Source organism: Streptomyces sp. ITFR-16, assembly GCF_031844705.1.
In the GTDB taxonomy this organism is placed as follows: Bacteria; Actinomycetota; Actinomycetes; order Streptomycetales; family Streptomycetaceae; genus Streptomyces.
Window position 1 is genome coordinate 2,101,605 of record NZ_CP134609.1, and the last position, 20,429, is coordinate 2,122,033.

Here is a 20,429-nt window from a genome sequence, read left to right on the forward strand (position 1 = left end):
GCTAGCCAGTTCGCCTCCCGCTCCCGACCGGCCGGCGGGCCCGGTCCGGCTGCGCGCGGCGGTCCGGACGGGGCCGTCCGCCACCCGTCGTACGGCGTCGGCGGAGGTCGCGGGCGACGGCCGCGACGCCCGCCACCGCGCCGGTCAGAAGGGCGGTGAGGGCCATGGCGGCGGTGGCGTGGCGCCTGTCGCGCTGCTGCGGGGTCTCCGTCGTCGACAGCGGCGCGGGGTCGGGGGCCGGGGCGCGGGCGGGCGAGGGGCCGGGGTGCGGTGCGTCCTGCGGAACGTCGTCCCCGGACAGTGCGCGGACCGGGTCGACTACACCCCATCCGACGAAGTCGTCACGGCCGTTGACGGAGCGTTCCGCGGTCTGTTCGATGCGGGCGGCGATCTGGGCCGCCGTCCAGTGCGGGTACTTGGCGCGCATCAGCGCGGCGACCCCGCTCACGTACGGCGCGGCGAAACTGGTGCCGCTGTCGGTGCACTGGCCGTGGCCGGGGACGGTGGAGACGATGTCGACGCCCGGTGCCGCGACGTCGACGAACGCACCCGGCCGGGAGAACGGGGCGCGCTCGTTGTTGCGGTCGGAGGCGGCGACGGCGAGGACCCCGTCGAAGGCGGCGGGGTAGGTGCGTCCGCGTCTGCCGTCCGTGCCGCCGTTGCCGGCCGAGGCGACGACGACGATGTCCCGGGCGACGGCCTCGGCCACCGCCCGGCCCAGGACGGACGTCTCGGCGAGCGGTCCTGCGGTCTCCTGGGAGATGTTGATGACCTGGGCGCCCCGCGCGACGGCGTGGCGGATCGCGGCGGCCATCGTGGCGTTCGTCCCGCTGCCGTGCGCGTCGTTCTGGCGGATCGGGATGACGGTCGCCGCCGGGGCGAGACCCACGAACCCGGTGCCGGAAGCGGGGCGCGCGGCGATGATCCCGGCGACCTCCGTGCCGTGGCCGGCATCGTCCCGCGTGCCGTCGCCGCCGCCGATGGTGTCGGCGCCGGCGGAGGCGTCGACGGCCCCGGCGAGCTGCGGATGGGTGGCGTCCACGCCGGTGTCGACGACGGCGACGCGGACACCCTTGCCCTCGGTGTCCTGCCACAGCTCGTCGAGCAGCACGCGTTGCAGGGGCCAGGGACGGCCCTCGAACCGGTTTCCCACGGGAAACGCGCAGGCGCCGCCCCCGGGTCCCGTCGCGGCGTACGCGGCCTGCGGCCCGGCGAGCAGGGCCAGCGCCGCGACGGCGGCCGGCAGCGGTCCGGTGTTCCGGTACGTCGTCGTGCGCACTCCCCCGCCTCTCAGGAACCCTGGGGCCGGCGGGCGCTGTCGGTGTCCAGCCGGGGGCCCCGGGCCAGGAACTCCGACCAGGCGAGGGGGACGAGGACGGGCCGCACCCTCCCGTACCCGAGCCTGACCTGCGCCGGGCCGGCGGTGCCTGCGCCCGTGCCCGCGTGCGTACGGGTGCCGGAGGGCCCGGTGCCGCTGTCGCCGTTCGCCTGAACCGCGTACCGCAGTCCGGTGTCCGTCACCAGGAAGAGTGATCCGTCCGGGCCGGTCCGCCGGCCCCGTACCTGGGTGTACAGGAGCCCGCTGCCCGGGGTGACATAGGTGCTCGTGCCGCCCGCGCCGACCGGGGCGGGGTACCCGCCGCCCGCCCATGTCCCCAGCGTGGTGCGGCCCTTGGCGTCCACCCGGCGCAGCACCGCGCAGACGGTGTCGCGGCCGGCGGGACCCGTCCCGTTGACACGGACCGCTCTGCGGGCGGGCCAGTGCGCACGGCCGCCGGCGAAGGGTTCGGCGGCGGGCACGAAGTCCTGGAGGCCGGCCGGGCTCGCCTCGCCCGCCAGGTCGAGCGCGGCGGTCTGCGGTGAGTTGATCAGCAGCCAGGCGGTGAACTCCGTGACGCGGCGCACCTCTTGGTCCAGGACGACGTAGTACGTGGTGCCCCCGCCGGTCCGCGTCCGCAGGACCGTGCCGATCCGGTTCTCCCGCGCGGACAGGTGCCCGGTGACGCGGGCCGGGGCGCCCACCCCGCCCGGGATGCGCGGGAAGCCGACCGGGTCGCCGTCGTGCAGGGTGGCGAGCCAGTCGTCGGTGACGGGCTGCGGCCGGGCGCTGCCGACCAGCGCGTCGGTCAGATGGCCGAGGTCGGCGGCCTTCTCGTCGATGCGGTACTTGGTGCCCCGGGCATCCACGAGGTACCGCGTCCCGTCCTGGCCCCGCACATAGAGGACCTGGCCCCCGGTGAGCCGATTCGGGCCCTCCGTCAGGGTGTTGTCGCGTGCGGCGAGGACGAAGGCGGCCGTACGCACGGTGTCGCCCCGGCCGCCCGGCCGCACACAGACCGCCCAGCGCTTGGCCGTGCCCGCGTCCCCGGGTTCGGGGAGCCGGTCGGGGGCGTACGGGATGCCGAGGACCGGTCCGCGCGGGGGCCTGCCCGCGTCGAGGACGCCGTCGGCGACCTGCACCACGCCGAAGTCGCGCGGGTCGAGCAGCAGCCGGGCCGACGCGAGGTTCAGCACGGGGTGCAGCCGGGGCCTCCGGTGGGCGCCCCGGCCGGTGGTGAGCACGACATAGCGGGTGGTCGACGTCCTGCCGACGATCACCTTGGCGCCGGGGCTGTCCCAGTCCCTCGGCGCCGCAGGCCGGAACATGCCCCAGGCGCCGAATCCCGCGAGGAGCAGGGCGCCGGTGACGAGGCCCGGCAGGACGGCGCGCAGGGGGCGCGGGGCACCCTCGTCGGAGCCGGTGGCCGAGAGCTGGAGGAAGGCCGCGAGTGTGCGTCGCTTCGCAAACGTGTACGCATTGAGCTCGTCCCGCCGCGTGGCCATACGCCCACCCCGTCTCCCGATTCCCGACCGCCCCACTATGGCTGCGGGCGATCGGGGGCGGCTGCGGGCCGGTACCCTGATCCGGCCGCCGGAGACCTCGGCGGGCGGGTGGGGCACGGGGCGGCCCGGGTCCCGCACGAACGGGGGAAGGGCCACTATGACGGCTTCCGCGACGCGGACACCTCCGGCCGCCGACAGGCTGAAGCGCCGGGTCCGGCCGATCGGTTCTTTTCGATTGCAACAGCTGGTGCTGTTCGAAGTCGCGGCTGCGCTTCCCCTCTGCGCCGGGGCCGGTGAGCGTGTCGCGTCGGCCCCGGCGTGGGCTGCCGCCGCCCTCCTGGCGGTGCTCGCCGCCGTACGCCTGCGCCGCCGTTCGCTGCCCGAGTGGCTGCGCACGGTCCTCGCGCTGCGCGCCCGTACCCGCAGGGCGGCATCGGCGGTGCCGGCCGCAGACGGCGAACCCGGTATCGCACCCGCTGTCGCCTGCGAACCGGCCCTGCGCACCTACGGGTTCGGCCGCCCCGGCAGCCGGCCGGTCGGCATGATCGGGGACGGCACCTTCCTGACCGCCGTCCTCCGGGTCGACGCGGACGGCACGGCGCTGCGTGCCGACCGGTCCGCACGGCCGCTGCCGCTGGCGCTGGTCCGGGACGCGCTCGATGTCGACGGCATCCGGCTGGAGTCGGCGCAGATCGTGCAGCACACCAGGCCCGCCCCCGCCGCCCGGCTGCCGGAGCATTCGGTCGCGGCCCGCAACTACGCGCCGTTGCAGGCCCGGACGGGCTCACCGGCCGTCCGGATCACCTGGATCGCGCTGAAGCTGGACCCGGAGCTGTGCCCGGGGGCCGTGCGGGCGCGCGGCGGCGGGCTCACCGGTGCGCAGAAGTGCCTGGTGCGCACGGCCGACCAGCTGGCCGGCCGGCTGACCGGGGCGGGCTTCCGGGCGACGGTGCTGACGGAGCAGGAGATCGGTTCGGCGGTCACCACGGCGGCCTGCGCGGACCGGGCGGGCGGCTCCGGCACCCGTACCCGCGAGACCTCGCGCACCTGGGAGTGCGACGGGCGGCCCCACACCACCTACTGGGTGGGCCGCTGGCCGCAGTGGGGCGCGGGCGGCGCGCCGATGGCCCGGCTCGTCGCACTGCTCACCTCCGTCCCCGCGCTGGCCACGACCTTCAGCCTCACACTCGGGCGGGGCGACCGCCATGAGCTGACACTCACCGGACACCTCCGGATCACCGGCCGGGACGACGGACAACTCCGCGCGGCCCGGGACGAGTTGCGGCGCACCGCGCGCGGGGTGCGGACCTCGCTGGTGCCGCTCGACCGCGAGCAGCTGCCGGGCGTGCTCGCCACCCTGCCGCTCGGGGGCACCCGCTGATGAGGGCATGGGGCCGCGGGACGGCGGCGCGGGGGCGCGGCCGGCCGGGGTTCGGGCTGCTCGGCCCGCGCCTGCCCCGGCACACCGTCGAGGAGGGGCAGTGGGCGTCGCTGGCCGTGCCGGTCGGCGACGACGGCGTGGTGATCGGCGTGGACGACGAGGGACGGCCCGCCGTCCTCGGGATCAGCAGGCCCGCCCCGTACGACGTCACCCTCATCGGCGGGCTGTGGACCGCGCAGGTGCTGGCGCTGCGGGCGGCGGCGACCGGCGCCCGGATCGTCGTCGAGACCGGGCGGGCTCCGGCCTGGGCGGGTGTGGCGCGGGCCGCGGGCGCCGGAGGACATACGGGGGCCGGCGCGAGCACTTCTCCGGGGATCGCGCTGCACGAGGTCGGCCGGGTGCCGCCGCAGGGCCCGTCGGCCGGGGCGCCGGTCGTGGTGGTGCGGGACTGCGGGATGCGACCGCCGCGCGGGCGGGTCGTCTCGGGCCCGTGGCAGTCCGTGGTGACGCTGCTGCCGTATCTGAGCCCGGTGGCGCCCGCGCTGATGGAGAAGTCGTCCCTCGTCGGCATCCAGCGGGTCTCGCCCCGGGAAGCCGCGCGGGCCGGACATCTCATGCGGCTGCCGGCCGATGCGACGCGCACTCTGTCGGCGCTGGCGGACGGGGTCACCCTCTGGTGCACGCGCCGGGACCGCCGGCTCGTGATGACCCGGGCCACGGACGCCGAGACGGGACTGCTGGGCGACGCACGCCGGATGGACTGAGGGCGTCGCACGGCGTGTGCGAAATGTTCAGATTCCCCGACGCGGATGTGCACATTTGACCGCTTTACGTGCCACTCGCCGCCGCACTCAGTCCACTTGGGAGCAGTACGTGACGTACGGGACAGCGCTCGCGGTGCCCGACGGCCTGCCACGACGGGCCCGATGACGATTAGGGTGGGTCCGGGCGCAGCAGAAGAACCTGCGGGCAGGGAAGGCGCGTCCCAGGGGGAGAGCCGGGCGGTTCGCACTACGGGAACGGTCGCCCCCACCCACCACGGCACAAGGGTGCTCGACCACACCAGGAGGCAAAGTGAACGGCGATCGGGACGAGATGCGCGGGGGCTGGGACAAGCCCGTCGACGAGTCGTCCGACGCGGAGCCCGCCGATGTGACGGGTGAGTTCACCATCGACTACACCCCGCCCGCCTGGTACACGCAGAATGCGCCGGGCGACTCGTCGGGCGGCGCCGGTACGTATCTGGCACCGCCCCCGGCGCCCGAGGGCGCGCCGGTGTCGGTGCCGGGACTGCCGGAGCGCGGCGGCTTCGACCCCGACTGGGCACCTGCCCCGGCCTCCTCCGTCTCCACCGACACCTCCGAGCCCGCGCCGGGCGCGGGCGGGGCGTCGGACCCCTTCGGGAGCGGCGATCTGGAGAGCGGCGCCACCATGCGCTTCTCGTCCGCCGCGCTGAAGCGGGAGATCGCGGAGCGCGAGGCGGCGGCGGAGTCGGCGAGCGCGGACGACGGTGGCAGCGCCGACAGTGCTGACAGCGGTGACCGCGACGGCGGCAACGACGACGTGCGTGGCACGGTGGCGGACGCCGGGTCGGCCGAGGCCGGTTCCGATACCGAAGGTGCCGATGGCGCCGAAGGCACCGAAGGCACCCACGGCTCCGATGGCTCGCACAGCTCCGACCGCTCCGACCGCTCCGAGCTCGATGTGCCGGATGCGGCCGAGGAGCCGCTGGCGGCCGTCGCGGCCGACGAGTCCGCCGAGGATGAGCGCGAGGAGCCGTCCGACGCGGTGCCGCTCGACGCCGGCCGCCCGTCGGACGAGCCGGAGGCCGAGGCGGAATCCGCCGATGCCCCGAAGGACGACGAGCCGGCCGACTCCGTACCGTCGGACGCCCCGGCCGACGCGGTGCCCGAGGACGAGCCGGCCGACAGCGTGCCGCAGGACGCGGCGCCGGTCCCGTGGACGCCCGCCCCGGCGCAGGGCGGACTCCCGCCGCTGCCGCCCGCCTTCCAGCCTGCGGCTCCGCAGCCGGCCGCACCCCAGGCGGCGTCCCCGTGGCCCGGCCGGACGCCGAACCCGGCTCCTGCCCCGGCCTCCGTCCAGCCCGAGGCCCCGGCGCCGCAGGCGGGGCACGGCTTCCCCCAGCAGAACCAGCAGCCTCAGGCACAGCCCCAACCGCACCCCCAGCAGGCCGCTCTGCCGCCCGCACCCACCCCTCAGGCGCCGCAAGCGCCTCAGGCACCTCAGGCGCCCCAGCCGCAGGCCCAGTGGCCCGCGCAGCAGCAGGGCGCTCTGCCCCCGGCCGTGCCGCAGCAGCACGCGCAGCCCCAGCCGCAGGCCGGGTACGGCTTCCCCCAGCCCGGCCGGCCACAGGCGCAGGGCACTCCGAACCTGCCGGCACAGGTCCAGCCGCAGAACCCGCAGCTGCCCCAGCAACAGCAACACCCCCACCCGCAGCAGCAGTTCCCGCAGCAGCCGCAGCCCCACCCGCAGGGTCAGCCCGTCGACCCCCGGGCCGGGAACTCCTGGCCCACGCCGGTCGCCCATGACCAGCGCGAGCGTTCGGTTCCGGGCGCGCCGATCGGTTACACGGCCGCCGTCGAGCTGTCCTCCGACCGGCTCGTCCGGGGCAAGCAGAAGACGAAGAGCAGCCGCACCCCGTCCGGGGTCTCCCGCTTCAAGCTGGGCGGCAAGAAGGAGGAGGCCGAGCGGCAGCGCAAGCTCCAGCTCATCCGTACTCCGGTGCTCTCCTGCTACCGGATCGCGGTGATCAGCCTCAAGGGCGGCGTCGGCAAGACCACGACGACCACCGCGCTCGGCGCGACCCTGGCCACGGAGCGGCAGGACAAGATCCTCGCCATCGACGCCAACCCGGACGCCGGCACGCTGGGCCGCCGGGTCCGCCGCGAGACCGGGGCGACCATCCGCGACCTGGTCCAGGCGATCCCGCACCTCAACTCGTACATGGACATCCGCCGGTTCACCTCGCAGGCGCCCTCCGGTCTGGAGATCATCGCCAACGACGTGGACCCGGCGGTCTCGACGACCTTCAACGACGAGGACTACCGGCGCGCGATCGACGTGCTCGGCAAGCAGTACCCGATCATCCTCACGGACTCGGGCACCGGGCTCCTCTACAGCGCGATGCGCGGGGTGCTGGACCTCGCCGACCAGCTGATCATCATCTCCACGCCCTCGGTCGACGGTGCGTCAAGCGCCTCCACCACGCTGGACTGGCTGTCGGCGCACGGCTACGCGGATCTGGTGCAGCGGTCCCTCACGGTCATCTCCGGGGTCCGCGAGACCGGCAAGATGATCAAGGTCGACGACATCGTGCAGCACTTCCAGACGCGGTGCCGCGGGGTGATCGTGGTGCCGTTCGACGAGCATCTGGCGGCCGGCGCCGAGGTCGATCTCGACATGATGCGGCCGAAGACCCGGGAGGCGTACTTCCATCTCTCGGCCCTGGTCGCCGAGGACTTCGTGCGCGCCCAGCAGCAGCAGGGGCTGTGGACGTCGGACGGCTCCAGCCCGCCGCCGCAGTTCGCGCCGCCGCTGCCCGGACAGCAGCAGTACCCGGGGCAGCAGTTCCAGGGCCAGCAGTACCCGGGCCAGCAGGTGCCGGGCCAGCAGCCTCACGTACCGCAGCAGCCCGGTCAGCCGTATCCGCCGCAGCAGGGGCAGCCGTACGGCGGCCTGCCGCAGCCCTATCCCGGGCAGCCGGGGGGTCCGGGCGCCGGGCAGAGCTGGCAGCAGCAGCCGCAGCCGGGACAGCCGTTGCCCGGACAGCCGCAGCCGGGTGCCGGCCAGGCCGGTCCGCCGGCTCAGCCGCACGGCGGAGAAGCAGGTCAGCCCGGACAGCCGACGCCTCCCGAACTGCAGGGTCCGGTACCGCCGGCGGGGTGGCAGCAGCAGCCTCCGCAGCCGCCGCCAGCGCCTCAGCAGTAAGGCGTCAGAGGTCTGAACCAATGAGGGTCCGCATCGCCTCCGCGATGCGGGCCCTCCGCGCATTCCCGCAGACCACACGCCGTTTCGGTGACCGTTGACGCGGCTCGACCACCGCTGATAAACCTTCGCTTCACCAGCTGGCGAACCACAGATCAACACGCCTTCTCCGTGCGAGTCATGACGCGAGGTCCCTGACCATGGTCGAAAGAGTCCCACCATCCTCCGCCCAGCCACGCTCACGTCTGCGTGTCCTCCTGGCCTCCGGCGCCGCCGCCCTCGCTCTCGCAGCCGGGTCCGTCGTACCGGGCCTGCCCCTCGGGGCCGCGCCCCAGCAGGCACAGGCCGCCGACAGCGGCAACAAGACGCTGACCGTCGCGGTCGCGCAGAGCGTCGACTCCCTGAGCCCGTTCCTCGCCCAGCGGCTGCTGAGCACGAGCGTCTCGCGGCTCATGTACGACTTCCTGACGAACTACGACGCCAAGGACAACCACGCGGTCCCGGGCCTCGCCACCAAGTGGGAGCCGTCCGCCGACAAGCTGACGTGGACGTACACCATTCGGTCCAACTCCAAGTGGTCGGACGGGCAGCAGGCCACCGCCGAGGACGCGGCCTGGACGTTCAACAAGATCATGACCGATGAGGGCGCCGCGCAGGCCAACGGCAGCTTCGTCACCAACTTCAAGAAGGTGACGGCTCCCAGCCCCACGAAGCTGGTCATCGAGCTCAAGGAGCCGCAGGCCACCATGGCCGCGCTCGACGTCCCGATCGTCCCCAAGCACGTCTGGGAGAAGGTCAAGGACTTCTCGAAGTTCAACAACGACGAGTCGTTCCCCGTCGTGGGCAACGGGCCGTTCATCCTGACCGACTACAAGGTCGACCAGTATGTGAAGCTCAAGGCCAACAAGGACTTCTGGCGCGGGGCGCCCAAGTTCGACGAGGTCGTCTTCAAGACCTACAAGGACCAGGACGCGGCCGTCGCCGCGCTCCGCAAGGGTGAGGTCTCCTTCGTCGCCGGCTCGCCCGCGCTGACGCCCGCTCAGGCGGCTTCGCTCAAGGGCGACAAGAACATCAAGGTCAACGAGGGCCCCGGCCGCCGCTTCTTCGCGCTGGCCGCCAACCCCGGCGCGCAGACCAAGGACGGCAAGAAGTTCGGCAACGGCAACAAGGCGCTGCTCGACCAGAAGGTCCGCCAGGCGCTGTTCCTGTCGATCGACCGCAAGACGATCATCGACAAGGTGTTCCAGGGCCACGCCGTCGAGGGCCAGGGCTACATCCCGCCGCGCTTCTCCGCGTACCAGTGGCAGCCCTCCGCCAGCCAGAGCCTCGGGTACGACCCCGACAAGGCGGGCAAGCTGCTGGACCAGGCGGGCTACAAGCTCAAGGGCGACCAGCGCGTCGGCAAGGACGGCAAGCCGCTCGACCTGCGCATCCTGTGCCACGCCACGGACCCCAACGACAAGGCCGTCGGCAAGTACCTCAAGGAGTGGTGGGGCAAGCTCGGCATCGGCCTGAAGGTCGACTGCCTCGATGACGTCTCGGTGCCCTGGTACGCCGGTGAGTACGACCTCGCCTTCGACGGCTGGTCCGTCAACCCCGACCCGGACTTCGTCCTCGGCATCCACACCTGCGCCGCCCTGCCGGTGAAGGCCAAGGAGAGCGCGGCCACGGACAACTTCATCTGCGACAAGACGTACGACGGGCTCTACAAGAAGCAGCTCGCCGAGTACGACCCCGCCAAGCGCGCGGACATCGTCGGGCAGATGCAGTCGTGGCTGTACGACTCCGGGTACATGAGCGTCATCGCGTACCCCAACGCGGTCGAGGCCTACCGCACCGACCAGATCAAGTCCATCACGACCATGCCCGAGGCGGCCGGCAACATCTACGGCCAGGACGGCTACTGGAGCTGGTGGTCGGCGGTCCCGGCGGCCGGCAGCGGTGACACGGACGGCGGAAGCGACTCCGGCTCCTCCACCGGTGTGATCATCGGCATCGTCGTCGCGGTCGTGGTCCTCGCAGGTGGCGGATTCCTCCTCTCGCGGCGCCGCCGCACCACCGCGGACGATCGCGAGTAGGTTCTCGCACGGGATGAGAAGGACCGGCCGGCGCGGGCGCGGCAACGGCCCGCGCCGGCCGGTCCCTCCAAGCGCACCACGAGTAACGAGAGTTCCCCATGACAGCTGACAGCACTCCGGCGCTCGTGAAACAGGCGGATGCGGACACGGACGGTCCGGCACCCGCCGGGCCTCCGGCCGCCCGCGGCCCACGGGCGCGCAACACCAAGGCCTATCTGAAGTACGTGGCCGCCAAGATCGCGGGCGCCGTCGTCTCGCTGTTCGCGGTCCTGGTCACGAGTTTCTTCCTCTTCCGGCTCATTCCCAGCGACCCGGTCAAGCAGATGACCGGCGGACGCCGGGTCTCGGCCGAACAACTCGAGTCGCTGCGCCATCAGTTCGGTCTCGACCAGCCGATGTGGAAGCAGTTCACCGACTATGTGGGCGACGCCCTGACCGGTGACTTCGGCACCTCCTTCGCCTACCACGCACCGGTCGTCGACAAGATCGTCGAGAAGCTCCCCGCGACTCTGCTGCTCACCGGCACCGCCTATGTCCTGTACAGCGTGCTCGGCATCTGGCTCGGCACCCGTACCGCCTGGCGCAACGGCTCGGCGAGCGACCGCTTCAACACCGCGCTGGCGCTCACCCTCTACTCGGTGCCCTCCTTCTGGCTGGGCCTGCTCCTGATCATCGTCTTCTCGGTGGGCGTCGGCCCGATCCCCGGGATGTTCCCGACGGGCGGGATGTCGTCGACCGACGACGGGAGCGGCCTCGCCCACGTCATCGACGTGGCGCACCACATGGTGCTGCCGGTCATCACCCTGGTCGCGGTCGGCTATGCGCAGACCCTGCTGGTGATGCGCTCCTCGCTGCTGGACGAGATGGGCAGCGACTACCTGACGACAGCCCGCGCCAAGGGGCTGCGGGACGACGCGGTACGCCGCAGGCACGCCGTCCCCAACGCGATGCTGCCCACGTTCACGCTGATGTTCGTCAACCTCGGGCATGTGGTCGCGGGGCAGATCCTGGTCGAGACGGTGTTCTCCTGGCCGGGCCTCGGCTCCCTCTTCTACCAGGGCCTGTCCACCCCCGACCTTCCGCTCGTACAAGGGCTGTTCTTCGTCTTCGCCACCGCGGTGATCCTGGCGAACACCCTGGCCGATGTGCTGTATCCGCTGCTCGATCCCCGGGTGGGCCGATGACCACGACCGATTCCATGCCCACCGGGACACAGACCGGACCGGCCAGGAGCGCCCGCGCGCTGGCCAGGGCCCGTAAGCGCCGTTCGCTGGCCCGCTTCTGGCGGGAGTACCGCAGGCACAGGGGCGGCCTGTGGGGCCTGGCCTGCCTCGTGCTCATCGCGGTGATCGCACTGGCCGCGCCGCAGCTGGTCGGCGCCGACTCGCAGAGTGTGACCACGGCACCGGGCGGCGCGCTGGAGTCGCCGAGCGGCGAGTTCCCGCTCGGCACCGACCAGTTCGGGCGCAGCGTGCTGGCCCTGCTGGTGTGGGGCGCGCGCGTCTCGCTCACCGTGGGGCTGCTCGCGGCGTTCCTCTGCGTCGCCATCGGCACGGTCGTCGGGATCGTCGCCGGTCACTTCCGGGGCTGGTACTCCACGGTCCTGATGCGCGTCACCGACTGGTTCCTGGTGATGCCGACCCTGGTGCTGGCCATCGCCCTCGCCACGGTGATGGACCGCTCCCTGTGGACCATCATCATCGCGATCGGCGTCACGACCTGGCCGACCACGGCCCGGCTGGTGCGGGCGCAGACCCTGGCGGTCGAGTCCCGCCCGTACATCGAGCGGGCCCGCGCGCTGGGCGGCGGCCACGGCCACATCATGCTCCGGCACGTCCTGCCGAACGTGATGCCGCTGGTCCTCGCGCAGACCACCCTGGTGATCTCCAGCGCGATCCTGACGGAAGCCACCCTGGCCTTCCTCGGCCTGGGCGACCCGACCATCACCTCCTGGGGCAGCATGCTCCAGGACGCCCGTGCCGCGGGCGCCGTGAGCGCAGGCGACTGGTGGTACCTGGCGCCGCCCGGTATCGCCATCGCGCTGGTGGCCCTGGCGTTCACACTGTGCGGCCGCGCCATCGAGTCCGTCCTCAATCCCAAGCTGGGGGTGGCCCGTTGAGCACGACGAGCATCCGCAAGACGCCTCTTCTCCAGGTACGCGACCTGACGGTGACGTACGCCGGCGGGGCGCAGGCCGTCCGGGGGGTGAACCTGGAGGTCGAGGCGGGCCGCAAGCTCGGCATCGCCGGGGAGTCCGGCTGCGGGAAGTCGACGCTGGCGCTCGCGCTGCTGCGGCTGCTGCCGGCCGGCACGAAGGTCACCGGCGAGATCCTGCTGAACGGCGAGGACGTCCTCGCCATGAAGTGGGGCCAGGTCAGGGCCGTGCGCTGGGCGGGCGCCTCGATCGTCTTCCAGGGCGCCATGCACTCGCTGAACGCGGTGCACCGCATCGGGGACCAGATCGCCGAACCGATCCTGCTGCACAAGAAGGTCACCCAGGCCGCCGCGCGCAAGCGGGCCGGTGAGCTGCTGGAGCAGGTGGGACTGCCCGCCGCCCGGGCCGACGCCTATCCGCACGAGCTCTCCGGCGGGCAGCGGCAGCGCGTGATGATCGCGATGGCGCTCGCCTGCGATCCGGGACTGATCATCGCCGACGAGCCGACGACGGCCCTCGACGTCATGATCCAGGCCCAGATCCTGCGGCTGATCGAGCGGCTGGTCGCCGACCAGGACCTCGGTCTGATCATGATCAGCCATGACCTCGCGGTGCTGTCCGACACCTGTGACCGGCTCGCCGTGATGTACGCGGGCCGGGTCGTCGAGCAGGGCCCGGCGTCCGAGGTCTACGAGAGCGCGCACCACCCGTACAGCAAGGCCCTGTCGGGCGCCTTCCCGCGCATCGGGGACCCGGCCTCCCGGTTCGCACCGCGCGGGCTGCCCGGCGATCCGCCCGACCCCTCGGCCCTGCCGGCCGGCTGCACCTTCCACCCGCGCTGCGCGCTGTCCCTGGACTCCTGTGCCACACAGGACCAGGAGCTGCGTGACGCGGGTCCTGGACGGCAGGCCGCGTGTGTGCTGGTGGGTCCGGACGGGGCCGCGGCCCCGGTCCTGCCGGGCGCCGAGGAAGCAAGGAGCACTTCATGACCAGCACCGCGGACCTGCTCAACGCGCAGGGCCTTCAGGTCACGTTCCCCGGCAGGCACGGGGCCGACCCGGCGCGTGCCGTGGACGGGGTCGATCTCGACATCCGGCCGGGCGAGATCGTCGCCCTGGTCGGGGAGTCGGGGTGCGGCAAGACGACGCTGGCCCGTTCGCTGCTGGGCCTGGTCCCGCCGACGGCCGGGCAGGTCACCTTCGGCGGCAAGCCGCTGGACTACGGCAGCCGGGCGCTCAAGGCGTACCGCAAGCGGGTCCAGCTGGTCCTCCAGGACCCCAGCGGCTCGCTCAACCCGCGCCACACGGTGTACGACGCGGTCGCCGAGGGACTGCGCATCCACGGGTACGCGGGCGACGAGCGGGAGGCGGTCTCCGGTGCGCTGTCCCGGGCCGGGCTGCGGCCCCCGGAGCGGTTCTTCCTGCGCTACCCGCACGAGCTGTCGGGCGGCCAGCGCCAGCGCGTCGTCATCGCGGGCGCCCTCGTCCTCGAGCCCGAGCTGATCGTGGCCGACGAGCCGGTGGCCTCGCTGGACGCGTCGGTGCGCGGCGAGATCCTGGCGCTGCTGCTGCGGCTGCGCGACGAGCTGGGCCTGTCCGCGCTCGTGGTGACGCACGACCTCGGTCTGGCGTGGAACATCGCGGACCGGGTGGCCGTGATGTATCTCGGCCGGATCGTGGAGACGGGGGACGTCGAGCAGATCCTGACGGCCCCGCAGCATCCGTACACCCAGGCCCTGTTGTCGGTGCTGCCGGAGGCGGACGGCGATCCGGTGGTGCTGACCGGGGAGCCGCCGGACCCGTCCAGGGTGCCGTCCGGCTGCCGCTTCCATGTGCGCTGCCAGGTGCTGGCCTCGGGCGAGGCGGAGCGGGCGGGCGTCGCGGACGCGTGCCGTACGAAGGATCTGCCGGTGCTGTCGGGCGGCGGCGAGACCCAGGTGGCGTGCCACTGGGCCGGGGCCTCGGTGGCCGCCCGGTCGTAGCGCGACGAAGGCGGGCGGGTCCCCGCTCCGGGGGCCCGCCCGTCACCGCTGTCCGTGGTGGATCGTGCCCGTCAGCTCGCCGAGCGGCCGACCGGTGCCGCCCCAGCGGTGCTGGATGATCTCCGCCGCGATCGAGACGGCCGTCTCCTCCGGTGTACGGGCCCCGAGGTCGAGCCCGACCGGTGAGGCGAGCCGCGCGAGGTCCGCCTCGCTCACCCCCTCCTCCCGCAGCCGTGCGGTCCGCTCCAGGTGGGTGCGCCGGCTGCCCATCACCCCGATGTACGCGGCCGGGGTGCGCAGGGCCGCGAGGAGCAGCGGCACGTCGAACTTCGGGTCGTGCGTGAGGACGCAGATGACGGTGCGGGCGTCGACGTCCGTGCCGGAGAGATAGGTGTGCGGCCAGGCGCGGACGACCTCGTCGGCGGTGGGGAACCGCTCCCGGGTCGCGAACGCCGGACGCGCGTCGCACACGGTGACCCGGTAGCCGAGGAACGATCCCATGCGGGCGGTGGCTGCCGCGTGGTCGATGGCGCCGAAGACGAGCATGCGGGGCGGTGGCGCGTACGTCTGGAGGAAGACGGACACCTCCTGCATGCGGCGCTCGCCGTGCCTCCCGTACCACTGGCGGCCGGTCGCGCCCTGGGCGAGGAGGCCGCGGGCGTCGTCGGTCACGGCCGCGTCAAGGCCCTCGTCGCCGAGGGTCCCCCGGGTGTCCGCCGCCCGGACCACCAGCCGGGCCCCGGCCGCTCCCGCGCCGGGCAGCAGGGTGGCGACGGCGACGGGTTCGCCGCGGGCGACGGACTCGGTGACCTCGTGGAGCCGGTCGCGGTCGGCCTCGGCGGTGAAGGGGGCGACCAGGACGTCGATCGTGCCGCCGCACGTCAGGCCGACGCCGAACGCCTCGTCGTCGCTGATCCCGTACGACTGGAGCTGCGGGGTCCCGGAGGCGAGGACCTCGCCGGCCGCCTCGTACACCGCGCCCTCGACGCAGCCTCCGGAGACGCTGCCGGCCACCGTTCCGTCGGCGGTCACGGCCATGGTGGCGCCGGGCGCGCGCGGAGCGCTGCCCCGGACGGAGACGACGGTAGCCAGGGCGAAGGGGGTGCCGGCCTGATGCCAGGCGCGCAGTTCCGCGAGCAGTTCGCGCACGGTTCGGGCCTCCTCGGGTGGTGCGGCCCCCCTCGGTGGCTCAGCCCCGGTCGTACGCGGCGATCAGCTCGCTGCACCGCTTCACGTCGGCGGCCATCGCCACCAGCAGATCGTCGATCGTGTCGAACTTCAGCATGCCGCGCACATAGGCGAGGAAGTCCACGGCGACATGCAGGCCGTACAGATCCAGACCCACCCGGTCGATCGCGTACGCCTCCACCGTGCGCTCGGTGCCGTCGAACTGGGGGTTGGTGCCGACCGAGATCGCGGCGGGCATCGCCTCGCCGTTCACCTGCAGCCAGCCCGCGTACACGCCGTCCGCCGGGATCGCGGTGTGCGGCAGGGTCTCCACATTCGCGGTGGGGAAGCCGAGTTCACGGCCGCGCTGCGCTCCCCGTACGACGATGCCCTCGACCCGGTGCGGCCGGCCCAGGATCTCGGCGGCGCCCGCCACATCGCCCTCGGCGACCAGACGCCGGGTGAGGGTGGAGGAGAACGGCTCGCCGCCGCCCGCCTCGCCGCGCACCCGCAGGTCGATGACCTCGACGCGGTAGTCGTAGGTGGCGCCCAGCTCGGTGAGCGACTGCACGTTGCCGGCGGCCTTGTGGCCGAAGCGGAAGTTGGGGCCCTCGATGACCAGCTGGGCGTGCAGCTTGTCGACGAGCACCTTCACGATGAAGTCGGCCGGGGCGAGCTTGGAGAACTCGGTGGTGAACGGCAGGATCAGCACCGCGTCCACGCCGAGCTCCGCCATCAGCTCCGCGCGGCGGTGGTGCGGGGCGAGCAGCGGCGGATGGCTGCCGGGCCGGACGACCTCGCTGGGGTGCGGGTCGAAGGTGACCACGACGGACGGCACGCCCAGTTCGCGGGCCCGCTCGACGGCCCTGACGATGATCAGCTGGTGTCCGCGGTGCACCCCGTCGTAGGAGCCGATGGTGACGACGCTGCGTCCCCAGTCCTGGGGGATGTCCTCCAAGCCACGCCAGCGCTGCACTCTGACCGCTCCTCGCCCGAACCTGTGTACGTGGGTGTATCTCTTACGCAGGTCTAAGACTGCCATGCTCACGCCCTGCGGCCTGCATCGGCATGGGCATCGGGGCCCCCGGAGCCCCGAGGGCCTCGACCGTGTGCCGGGTGCTGGGGCCGACGACCGCCGCCCACTCCTGCGGGGCGTCGGCCAGCCACCCCATGACCAGCGCGCCGAATCCGGGGACCTCACGGGCGAGTGCGACCAGCCGCCGGTCGAACAGCCCGGCCCCTTCGGGCGTACGGACCAGCAGCATCCCCGTCCGGTGCACCAGCGCCCTGGTGCGGGCCGGTGCCCGCCCGGCGCAACCGGTCGCGGCGGCCCGCAGCAGCGCCTCCAGCACGACCGGGTCCCGGTAGGCGCCGCCCTGCTCGAAGTCCAGCAGGACTTCCAGCAGCTCGTCGCGCGTGTGCTGGGAGGCCGGGCTGCCGGGCGAGGCGAGCACTCCGGCGAGCGCTCCCCTGACGGGCGCGGGCGCCGGGCGGCCCCGGAGCAGCCCGGTGAGCAGGGGAAGCAGCAGGGCGCGTGCGGCGGGCCCGTGCTCCAGCCTGCGGTCGAGGTAGGCGGCGGTGTCCGAGGTGTCCGCGGGGTGGCTGTCGACATAGGCGCGGACGAGCCCGGCGGCGTGCAGTGTCAGCTCGGGCGCGTCGATGCCGGCGAGCGCGCGGAGCACGTCGCCCGCGCCGCTCCCGGGCCGGGTGAGCCGGTCCCGGTAGGCGGCGAGCACGGGCTCCGGGTGGGTGGGCAGGGCGACGGCGAGCGCGGCGGCGGACAGCCGCGGCCCGTCTGCGGCGAAGGCACGCAGGGCCTGCGGCAGATAGCGGTCCCGGGTCCGGGGGTCGGCGAGGAGCAGGGCGAGCGCCGGCCCGTGCAGCTCGCCGTCGGCCGGCCGGGCCAGCAGGGCGAGCGCGGCCCGCCGCAGCACGGCGCGGTCCGTGTCCTCGGTCAGGTACGGGGCGACGAGCGTCCCGTACGAGGCGGCGGCGGCGCGCCGGGCGGGGTGCTCCTCGTCGCGGGACCACCGCTCGACGGCCCGGCACAGCGCGGCCGGTTCGTCCTCGGCCAGTGCGGCGAGCAGTTCGCCGGCGCGGGGGTGGCCGGCCGAGACGAGCGCGTCGGCGAGGTCGTCCACGGCGAGGTCGCGGCGGGCGTAGAGCAGCGCCTGCGCGGCGGCCGCGACGGTCGGCCGCATGGCGACGTCCGTGTGGGAGGTGAGCGGGTGCTCGTCGGTGAACCAGGCGCACAGCAGCGGCTGAAGCGTACGCGGATGGGCGGCGAGCCTGCGGGCCACGGCGTCCAGGAACCGTCCGTCGCCCCCGGTGTCGGCCTCGCCGCGCGGCGGGCCGTCGGCGGGCACGAGCCGGCGGAACAGATCCATCCGGTCCGCCTCGGGCAGCCGGAGCCGCCGCCAGAACCACGGCCCGAACTCCGCGTACGCGCCCCGGGGTCCGCCCCCGCCGGCCTCGGCGGAGCTGCGGACGATGCGCCCGGCGAGCAGCCGGAGCACGCCGAGGTGCGGGCGGGCGTCGGGGACGCGGAGCAGCGTCTCGCAGAGCAGATGGGCGGCCCACCAGCGGGGGTCGGTGAGCGGCGGCGCGCCGTGCCCGTGGGCGTCCTCCGGGCTGTCCGCCCCCTCGTCCTCCCCCGTGGCCGGCCGGTCCGGGAGCCGGTCCAGGGCGTCGATCAGGTCGGCCAGGCGGTGGGCCAGCGCGGCCGGGCCCTGGCGGCGGCCCAGCAGAAGCAGGGCCTGGATCACCGGGCCGATGCGGTGCCGGGGCACGGGGAGACTGCGCGGCTCCGCCGGGGCGGTTTCCGGGTCCGGTGCGGTCGCGGGCGCGGGCGCCCCGGCCCTGCGTGGCTGCGGCACCCGGTCGTCGGCCTCGTGGGCCGCCCGGTCACTGCCCTCCCGCGCCACCGGCTCCGCATGCCAGCGGTGCACCAGCGACCTGAGCGCCGCGTCCAGGTCCAGATGGGCGCCCTGGACCCAGTCGCCCAGCTCCTCGTGCGCGAAGCGGTAGCCCGCTCCCGCCGGGACCAGGAGACCTTCCGTGAGCACCGCCGACGCCCAGCCCGGGCGCCAGGGGAAGATCTCCTCGAACGAGGCCCGGTCCAGCTCGCCCTGCCCGGGGCCCAGACAGCGGCGGGCCGCCTCGTGGACCTGTCCGGCCACCCGCGCCGCCAGCCGCCGCACCGCCGCGCCGCGTGGTGCGGGACGGCACTCGGCGGCGATCCGGACCGCGATGCGCAGGCACATCAGGTCCAGATGGGCGCCGAAGACCTGCTCCGTGTCGAGCCGTCCGGGGGTGTGGCCGGGCAGGGCAGCGCGGACCTCCGCCAGCAGGCGCAGGGTGAGGGGGTGCCGGTCGTGGCCGACGGCGAGCGCGTCGGGCGGCAGGTCGTAGAGCTCCCGGGCGCGCTCCGCCTGGCCTGCGGTGAAGTCGCCGATGCGGACGGACGGGGGCAGCCGCCGGGCGGGCCTGGCCGGGCGGTGCAGCGCGTCGGGCGGCCAGAACGCCCCGGCGGTCTCCCAGTGCTCCGGCCGGCAGGCGACGACCAGCCGGGCACCGTGCGTCCGGAGCCAGTCGACCGAGCCGGCCGTCCAGCGGGCCAGCCGGTGGGCGAGGACGGGCGGCATCTCCTCGGGGCCGTCCAGCAGGACCAGCAGCGGGCTGCCGGAGTCGGCGGCGAGCCGCGCCACCCGCTCGGGGGTGGCGCCTCCCATGTCGCCGACGGCACCCGCCGAGCTGACGATGCGCCCCGCCTGCCGGAGCGTGCGGCCGATCGCGTCGGCCACGGAGGTGTCGTCGGCCAGCAGATCGGCGCCGCGCAGCCACAGCGTGAGCGCGGGCACCGGGCCCCTGGCCCGGCGGGCGGCGAGCGCGGCGAGTTCGGTGGTGCGGCCCGTGCCGGGCTCGCCGACGAGGCCGAGGACCACGGCGGGCTCCCCCGCCTCCGCGAACGCGTCGGACTCGGCCAGGACGTCCGGCCGCTCCACCGGCTCGTGGCCGCCGTCGCCGTGTCCGCCGGCCGAGCCCACGGACATGGCGGTGAGCTGCAGGGCCCCCGCCAGGTTCAGGTCGTCGCCGTAGCCGGGGACGGTCATGGCGTTGCGCCGCAGCAGCTCCTCCAGCGGACCGTCCTGGCAGACCCCGGCGAGGTGGACCGCACAGCCGGCGGCCGCGTGCCCGGCGCGCAGCGCGACGCCCAGGACGGCGATGACCGCCCCGCTGCCGGGGTCGAGGACGGGCCCGCCCACGGCGGTGCCGCCGAGCCGGAGCGCGTCGCTGCCGTCCGTGCCGAGCGCGAGTTCCAGCGCGCGTTCGATCCGGTGGGTGCTGCGGCCCCGGGCGGTGTACGTCACCGGTGCGGGGCCCAGGACGCGCGCCTCGCGCCAGCCGTGGGCGGCGATGGTCACGTACGTACCGGGGTCGATGCGCTCCCGCCGGGACACCGGCAGCGGCGGGACGCCCAGCGCGTCCGCTCCCCCGGTGGGCAGCAGTGCGAGGTCCAGCTCCGGCAGGGCGGTGATGTCGTGGGCCTCGACGCGGTGGCTGCGGCCGTCCGCGCCGTGCAGGACGAGGTGCGGGAGGCCGTCGACCGCCTCGTGACTGGTCACGACCGTGCCCCGGTCGTCCGCGACGAATCCGGTCCCCCGCGGCCGGCCGGCCGGATCGCACAGTCGTACCAGTGTTGCCCGGTCCCCGCTTCCCATGATCCGACGGTAAGTCGGTGATGATCCGCGCGAGAACCACTCGGGGCAAAAGCGCCCCCGTCGCCCCCCTGATTCACTCCGAGCGCCTGCCCATTGGGGTGAATCAGCGGCATTCCCTGGACAGGAACAGAAGGGGGATCGTGGAGCGGGCTCCCAGGCCCTGCCCGCTCCACGATCG

13 protein-coding genes are annotated in these 20,429 nt (G+C 74.1%); 8 read left to right on the forward strand and 5 right to left on the reverse strand.

The window, feature by feature from the left end:
- Window position 1: 1 nt before the first annotated feature.
- Window positions 2-1,279: a type VII secretion-associated serine protease mycosin gene (gene mycP, locus RLT58_RS09230; RefSeq protein WP_311309919.1), complete on the reverse strand. Its 1,278-nt coding sequence runs from the start codon at window positions 1,277-1,279 to the stop codon at window positions 2-4.
- 11 nt (window positions 1,280-1,290) lie between these two features.
- Window positions 1,291-2,823 (reverse strand): type VII secretion protein EccB, encoded by a 1,533-nt coding sequence (eccB, locus tag RLT58_RS09235; RefSeq protein ID WP_311309920.1) that lies wholly within the window; start codon window positions 2,821-2,823, stop codon window positions 1,291-1,293.
- Window positions 2,824-3,058: 235 nt separating this feature from the next.
- On the opposite strand from eccB, the gene eccE reads away from it, so the two are divergent.
- The 8 genes from eccE (at window position 3,059) to RLT58_RS09275 (ending at window position 14,363) form a co-directional block, all read left to right on the forward strand.
- On the forward strand, window positions 3,059-4,204 hold the full coding sequence (eccE, locus tag RLT58_RS09240) for a type VII secretion protein EccE (protein ID WP_399131851.1): 1,146 nt from the start codon (window positions 3,059-3,061) through the stop codon (window positions 4,202-4,204).
- Window positions 4,204-4,968, forward strand: a complete 765-nt coding sequence (locus RLT58_RS09245; RefSeq protein WP_311309921.1) for a hypothetical protein — start codon at window positions 4,204-4,206, stop codon at window positions 4,966-4,968. The genes eccE and RLT58_RS09245 overlap by 1 nt, the downstream gene beginning before the upstream one ends.
- Window positions 4,969-5,278: 310 nt before the next feature.
- Entirely contained in the window at window positions 5,279-8,152 is a 2,874-nt protein-coding gene (locus RLT58_RS09250; RefSeq protein WP_311309922.1) for an SCO5717 family growth-regulating ATPase, read from the forward strand.
- A gap of 197 nt (window positions 8,153-8,349) precedes the next feature.
- A complete protein-coding gene (locus RLT58_RS09255) occupies window positions 8,350-10,227 on the forward strand; it encodes an ABC transporter substrate-binding protein (protein WP_311309923.1) in 1,878 nt (625 codons plus the stop codon).
- 98 nt (window positions 10,228-10,325) lie between these two features.
- Window positions 10,326-11,411 carry an ABC transporter permease gene (locus RLT58_RS09260; RefSeq protein WP_311309924.1) on the forward strand — a complete coding sequence of 362 codons (1,086 nt, stop codon included), beginning with the start codon at window positions 10,326-10,328 and terminating at the stop codon, window positions 11,409-11,411.
- A complete protein-coding gene (locus tag RLT58_RS09265; RefSeq protein ID WP_311309925.1) occupies window positions 11,408-12,346 on the forward strand; it encodes an ABC transporter permease in 939 nt (312 codons plus the stop codon). Before RLT58_RS09260 ends, RLT58_RS09265 begins: the two co-directional genes overlap by 4 nt.
- On the forward strand, window positions 12,343-13,371 hold the full coding sequence (locus tag RLT58_RS09270) for an ABC transporter ATP-binding protein (protein WP_311309926.1): 1,029 nt from the start codon (window positions 12,343-12,345) through the stop codon (window positions 13,369-13,371). Before RLT58_RS09265 ends, RLT58_RS09270 begins: the two co-directional genes overlap by 4 nt.
- Window positions 13,368-14,363: an ABC transporter ATP-binding protein gene (locus RLT58_RS09275; protein WP_311309927.1), complete on the forward strand. Its 996-nt coding sequence runs from the start codon at window positions 13,368-13,370 to the stop codon at window positions 14,361-14,363. The genes RLT58_RS09270 and RLT58_RS09275 overlap by 4 nt, the downstream gene beginning before the upstream one ends.
- Before the next feature lie 42 nt (window positions 14,364-14,405).
- Here RLT58_RS09275 and RLT58_RS09280 read toward each other — a convergent pair whose 3' ends face one another.
- Genes RLT58_RS09280 through RLT58_RS09290 form a run of 3 tightly spaced genes read right to left on the reverse strand, consistent with a single transcriptional unit; the run spans window position 14,406 to window position 20,251 of the window.
- The gene (locus tag RLT58_RS09280) at window positions 14,406-15,512 is read right to left on the reverse strand and encodes an XdhC family protein (protein WP_311309928.1); all 1,107 of its coding nucleotides are present in this window, start codon (window positions 15,510-15,512) and stop codon (window positions 14,406-14,408) included.
- Between the two features lie 40 nt (window positions 15,513-15,552).
- Window positions 15,553-16,506, reverse strand: coding sequence for a bifunctional riboflavin kinase/FAD synthetase (locus RLT58_RS09285; RefSeq protein ID WP_311309929.1), 954 nt, complete (start codon window positions 16,504-16,506; stop codon window positions 15,553-15,555).
- 43 nt (window positions 16,507-16,549) lie between these two features.
- Window positions 16,550-20,251, reverse strand: a complete 3,702-nt coding sequence (locus tag RLT58_RS09290) for a trypsin-like peptidase domain-containing protein (protein WP_311309930.1) — start codon at window positions 20,249-20,251, stop codon at window positions 16,550-16,552.
- Window positions 20,252-20,429 lie beyond the last annotated feature (178 nt).

Bases quoted from the DNA above. Each gene is read 5' to 3' on its own strand.
- RLT58_RS09255 (WP_311309923.1), top strand. From the start codon at position 8,350: ATGGTCGAAAGAGTCCCACCATCCTCCGCCCAGCCACGCTCACGTCTG.
- RLT58_RS09260 (WP_311309924.1), top strand. From the start codon at position 10,326: ATGACAGCTGACAGCACTCCGGCGCTCGTGAAACAGGCGGATGCGGAC.
- RLT58_RS09290 (WP_311309930.1), bottom strand. From the start codon at position 20,251: ATGGGAAGCGGGGACCGGGCAACACTGGTACGACTGTGCGATCCGGCC.
- RLT58_RS09275 (WP_311309927.1), top strand. From the start codon at position 13,368: ATGACCAGCACCGCGGACCTGCTCAACGCGCAGGGCCTTCAGGTCACG.
- RLT58_RS09245 (WP_311309921.1), top strand. From the start codon at position 4,204: ATGAGGGCATGGGGCCGCGGGACGGCGGCGCGGGGGCGCGGCCGGCCG.
- RLT58_RS09265 (WP_311309925.1), top strand. From the start codon at position 11,408: ATGACCACGACCGATTCCATGCCCACCGGGACACAGACCGGACCGGCC.
- eccB (WP_311309920.1), bottom strand. From the start codon at position 2,823: ATGGCCACGCGGCGGGACGAGCTCAATGCGTACACGTTTGCGAAGCGA.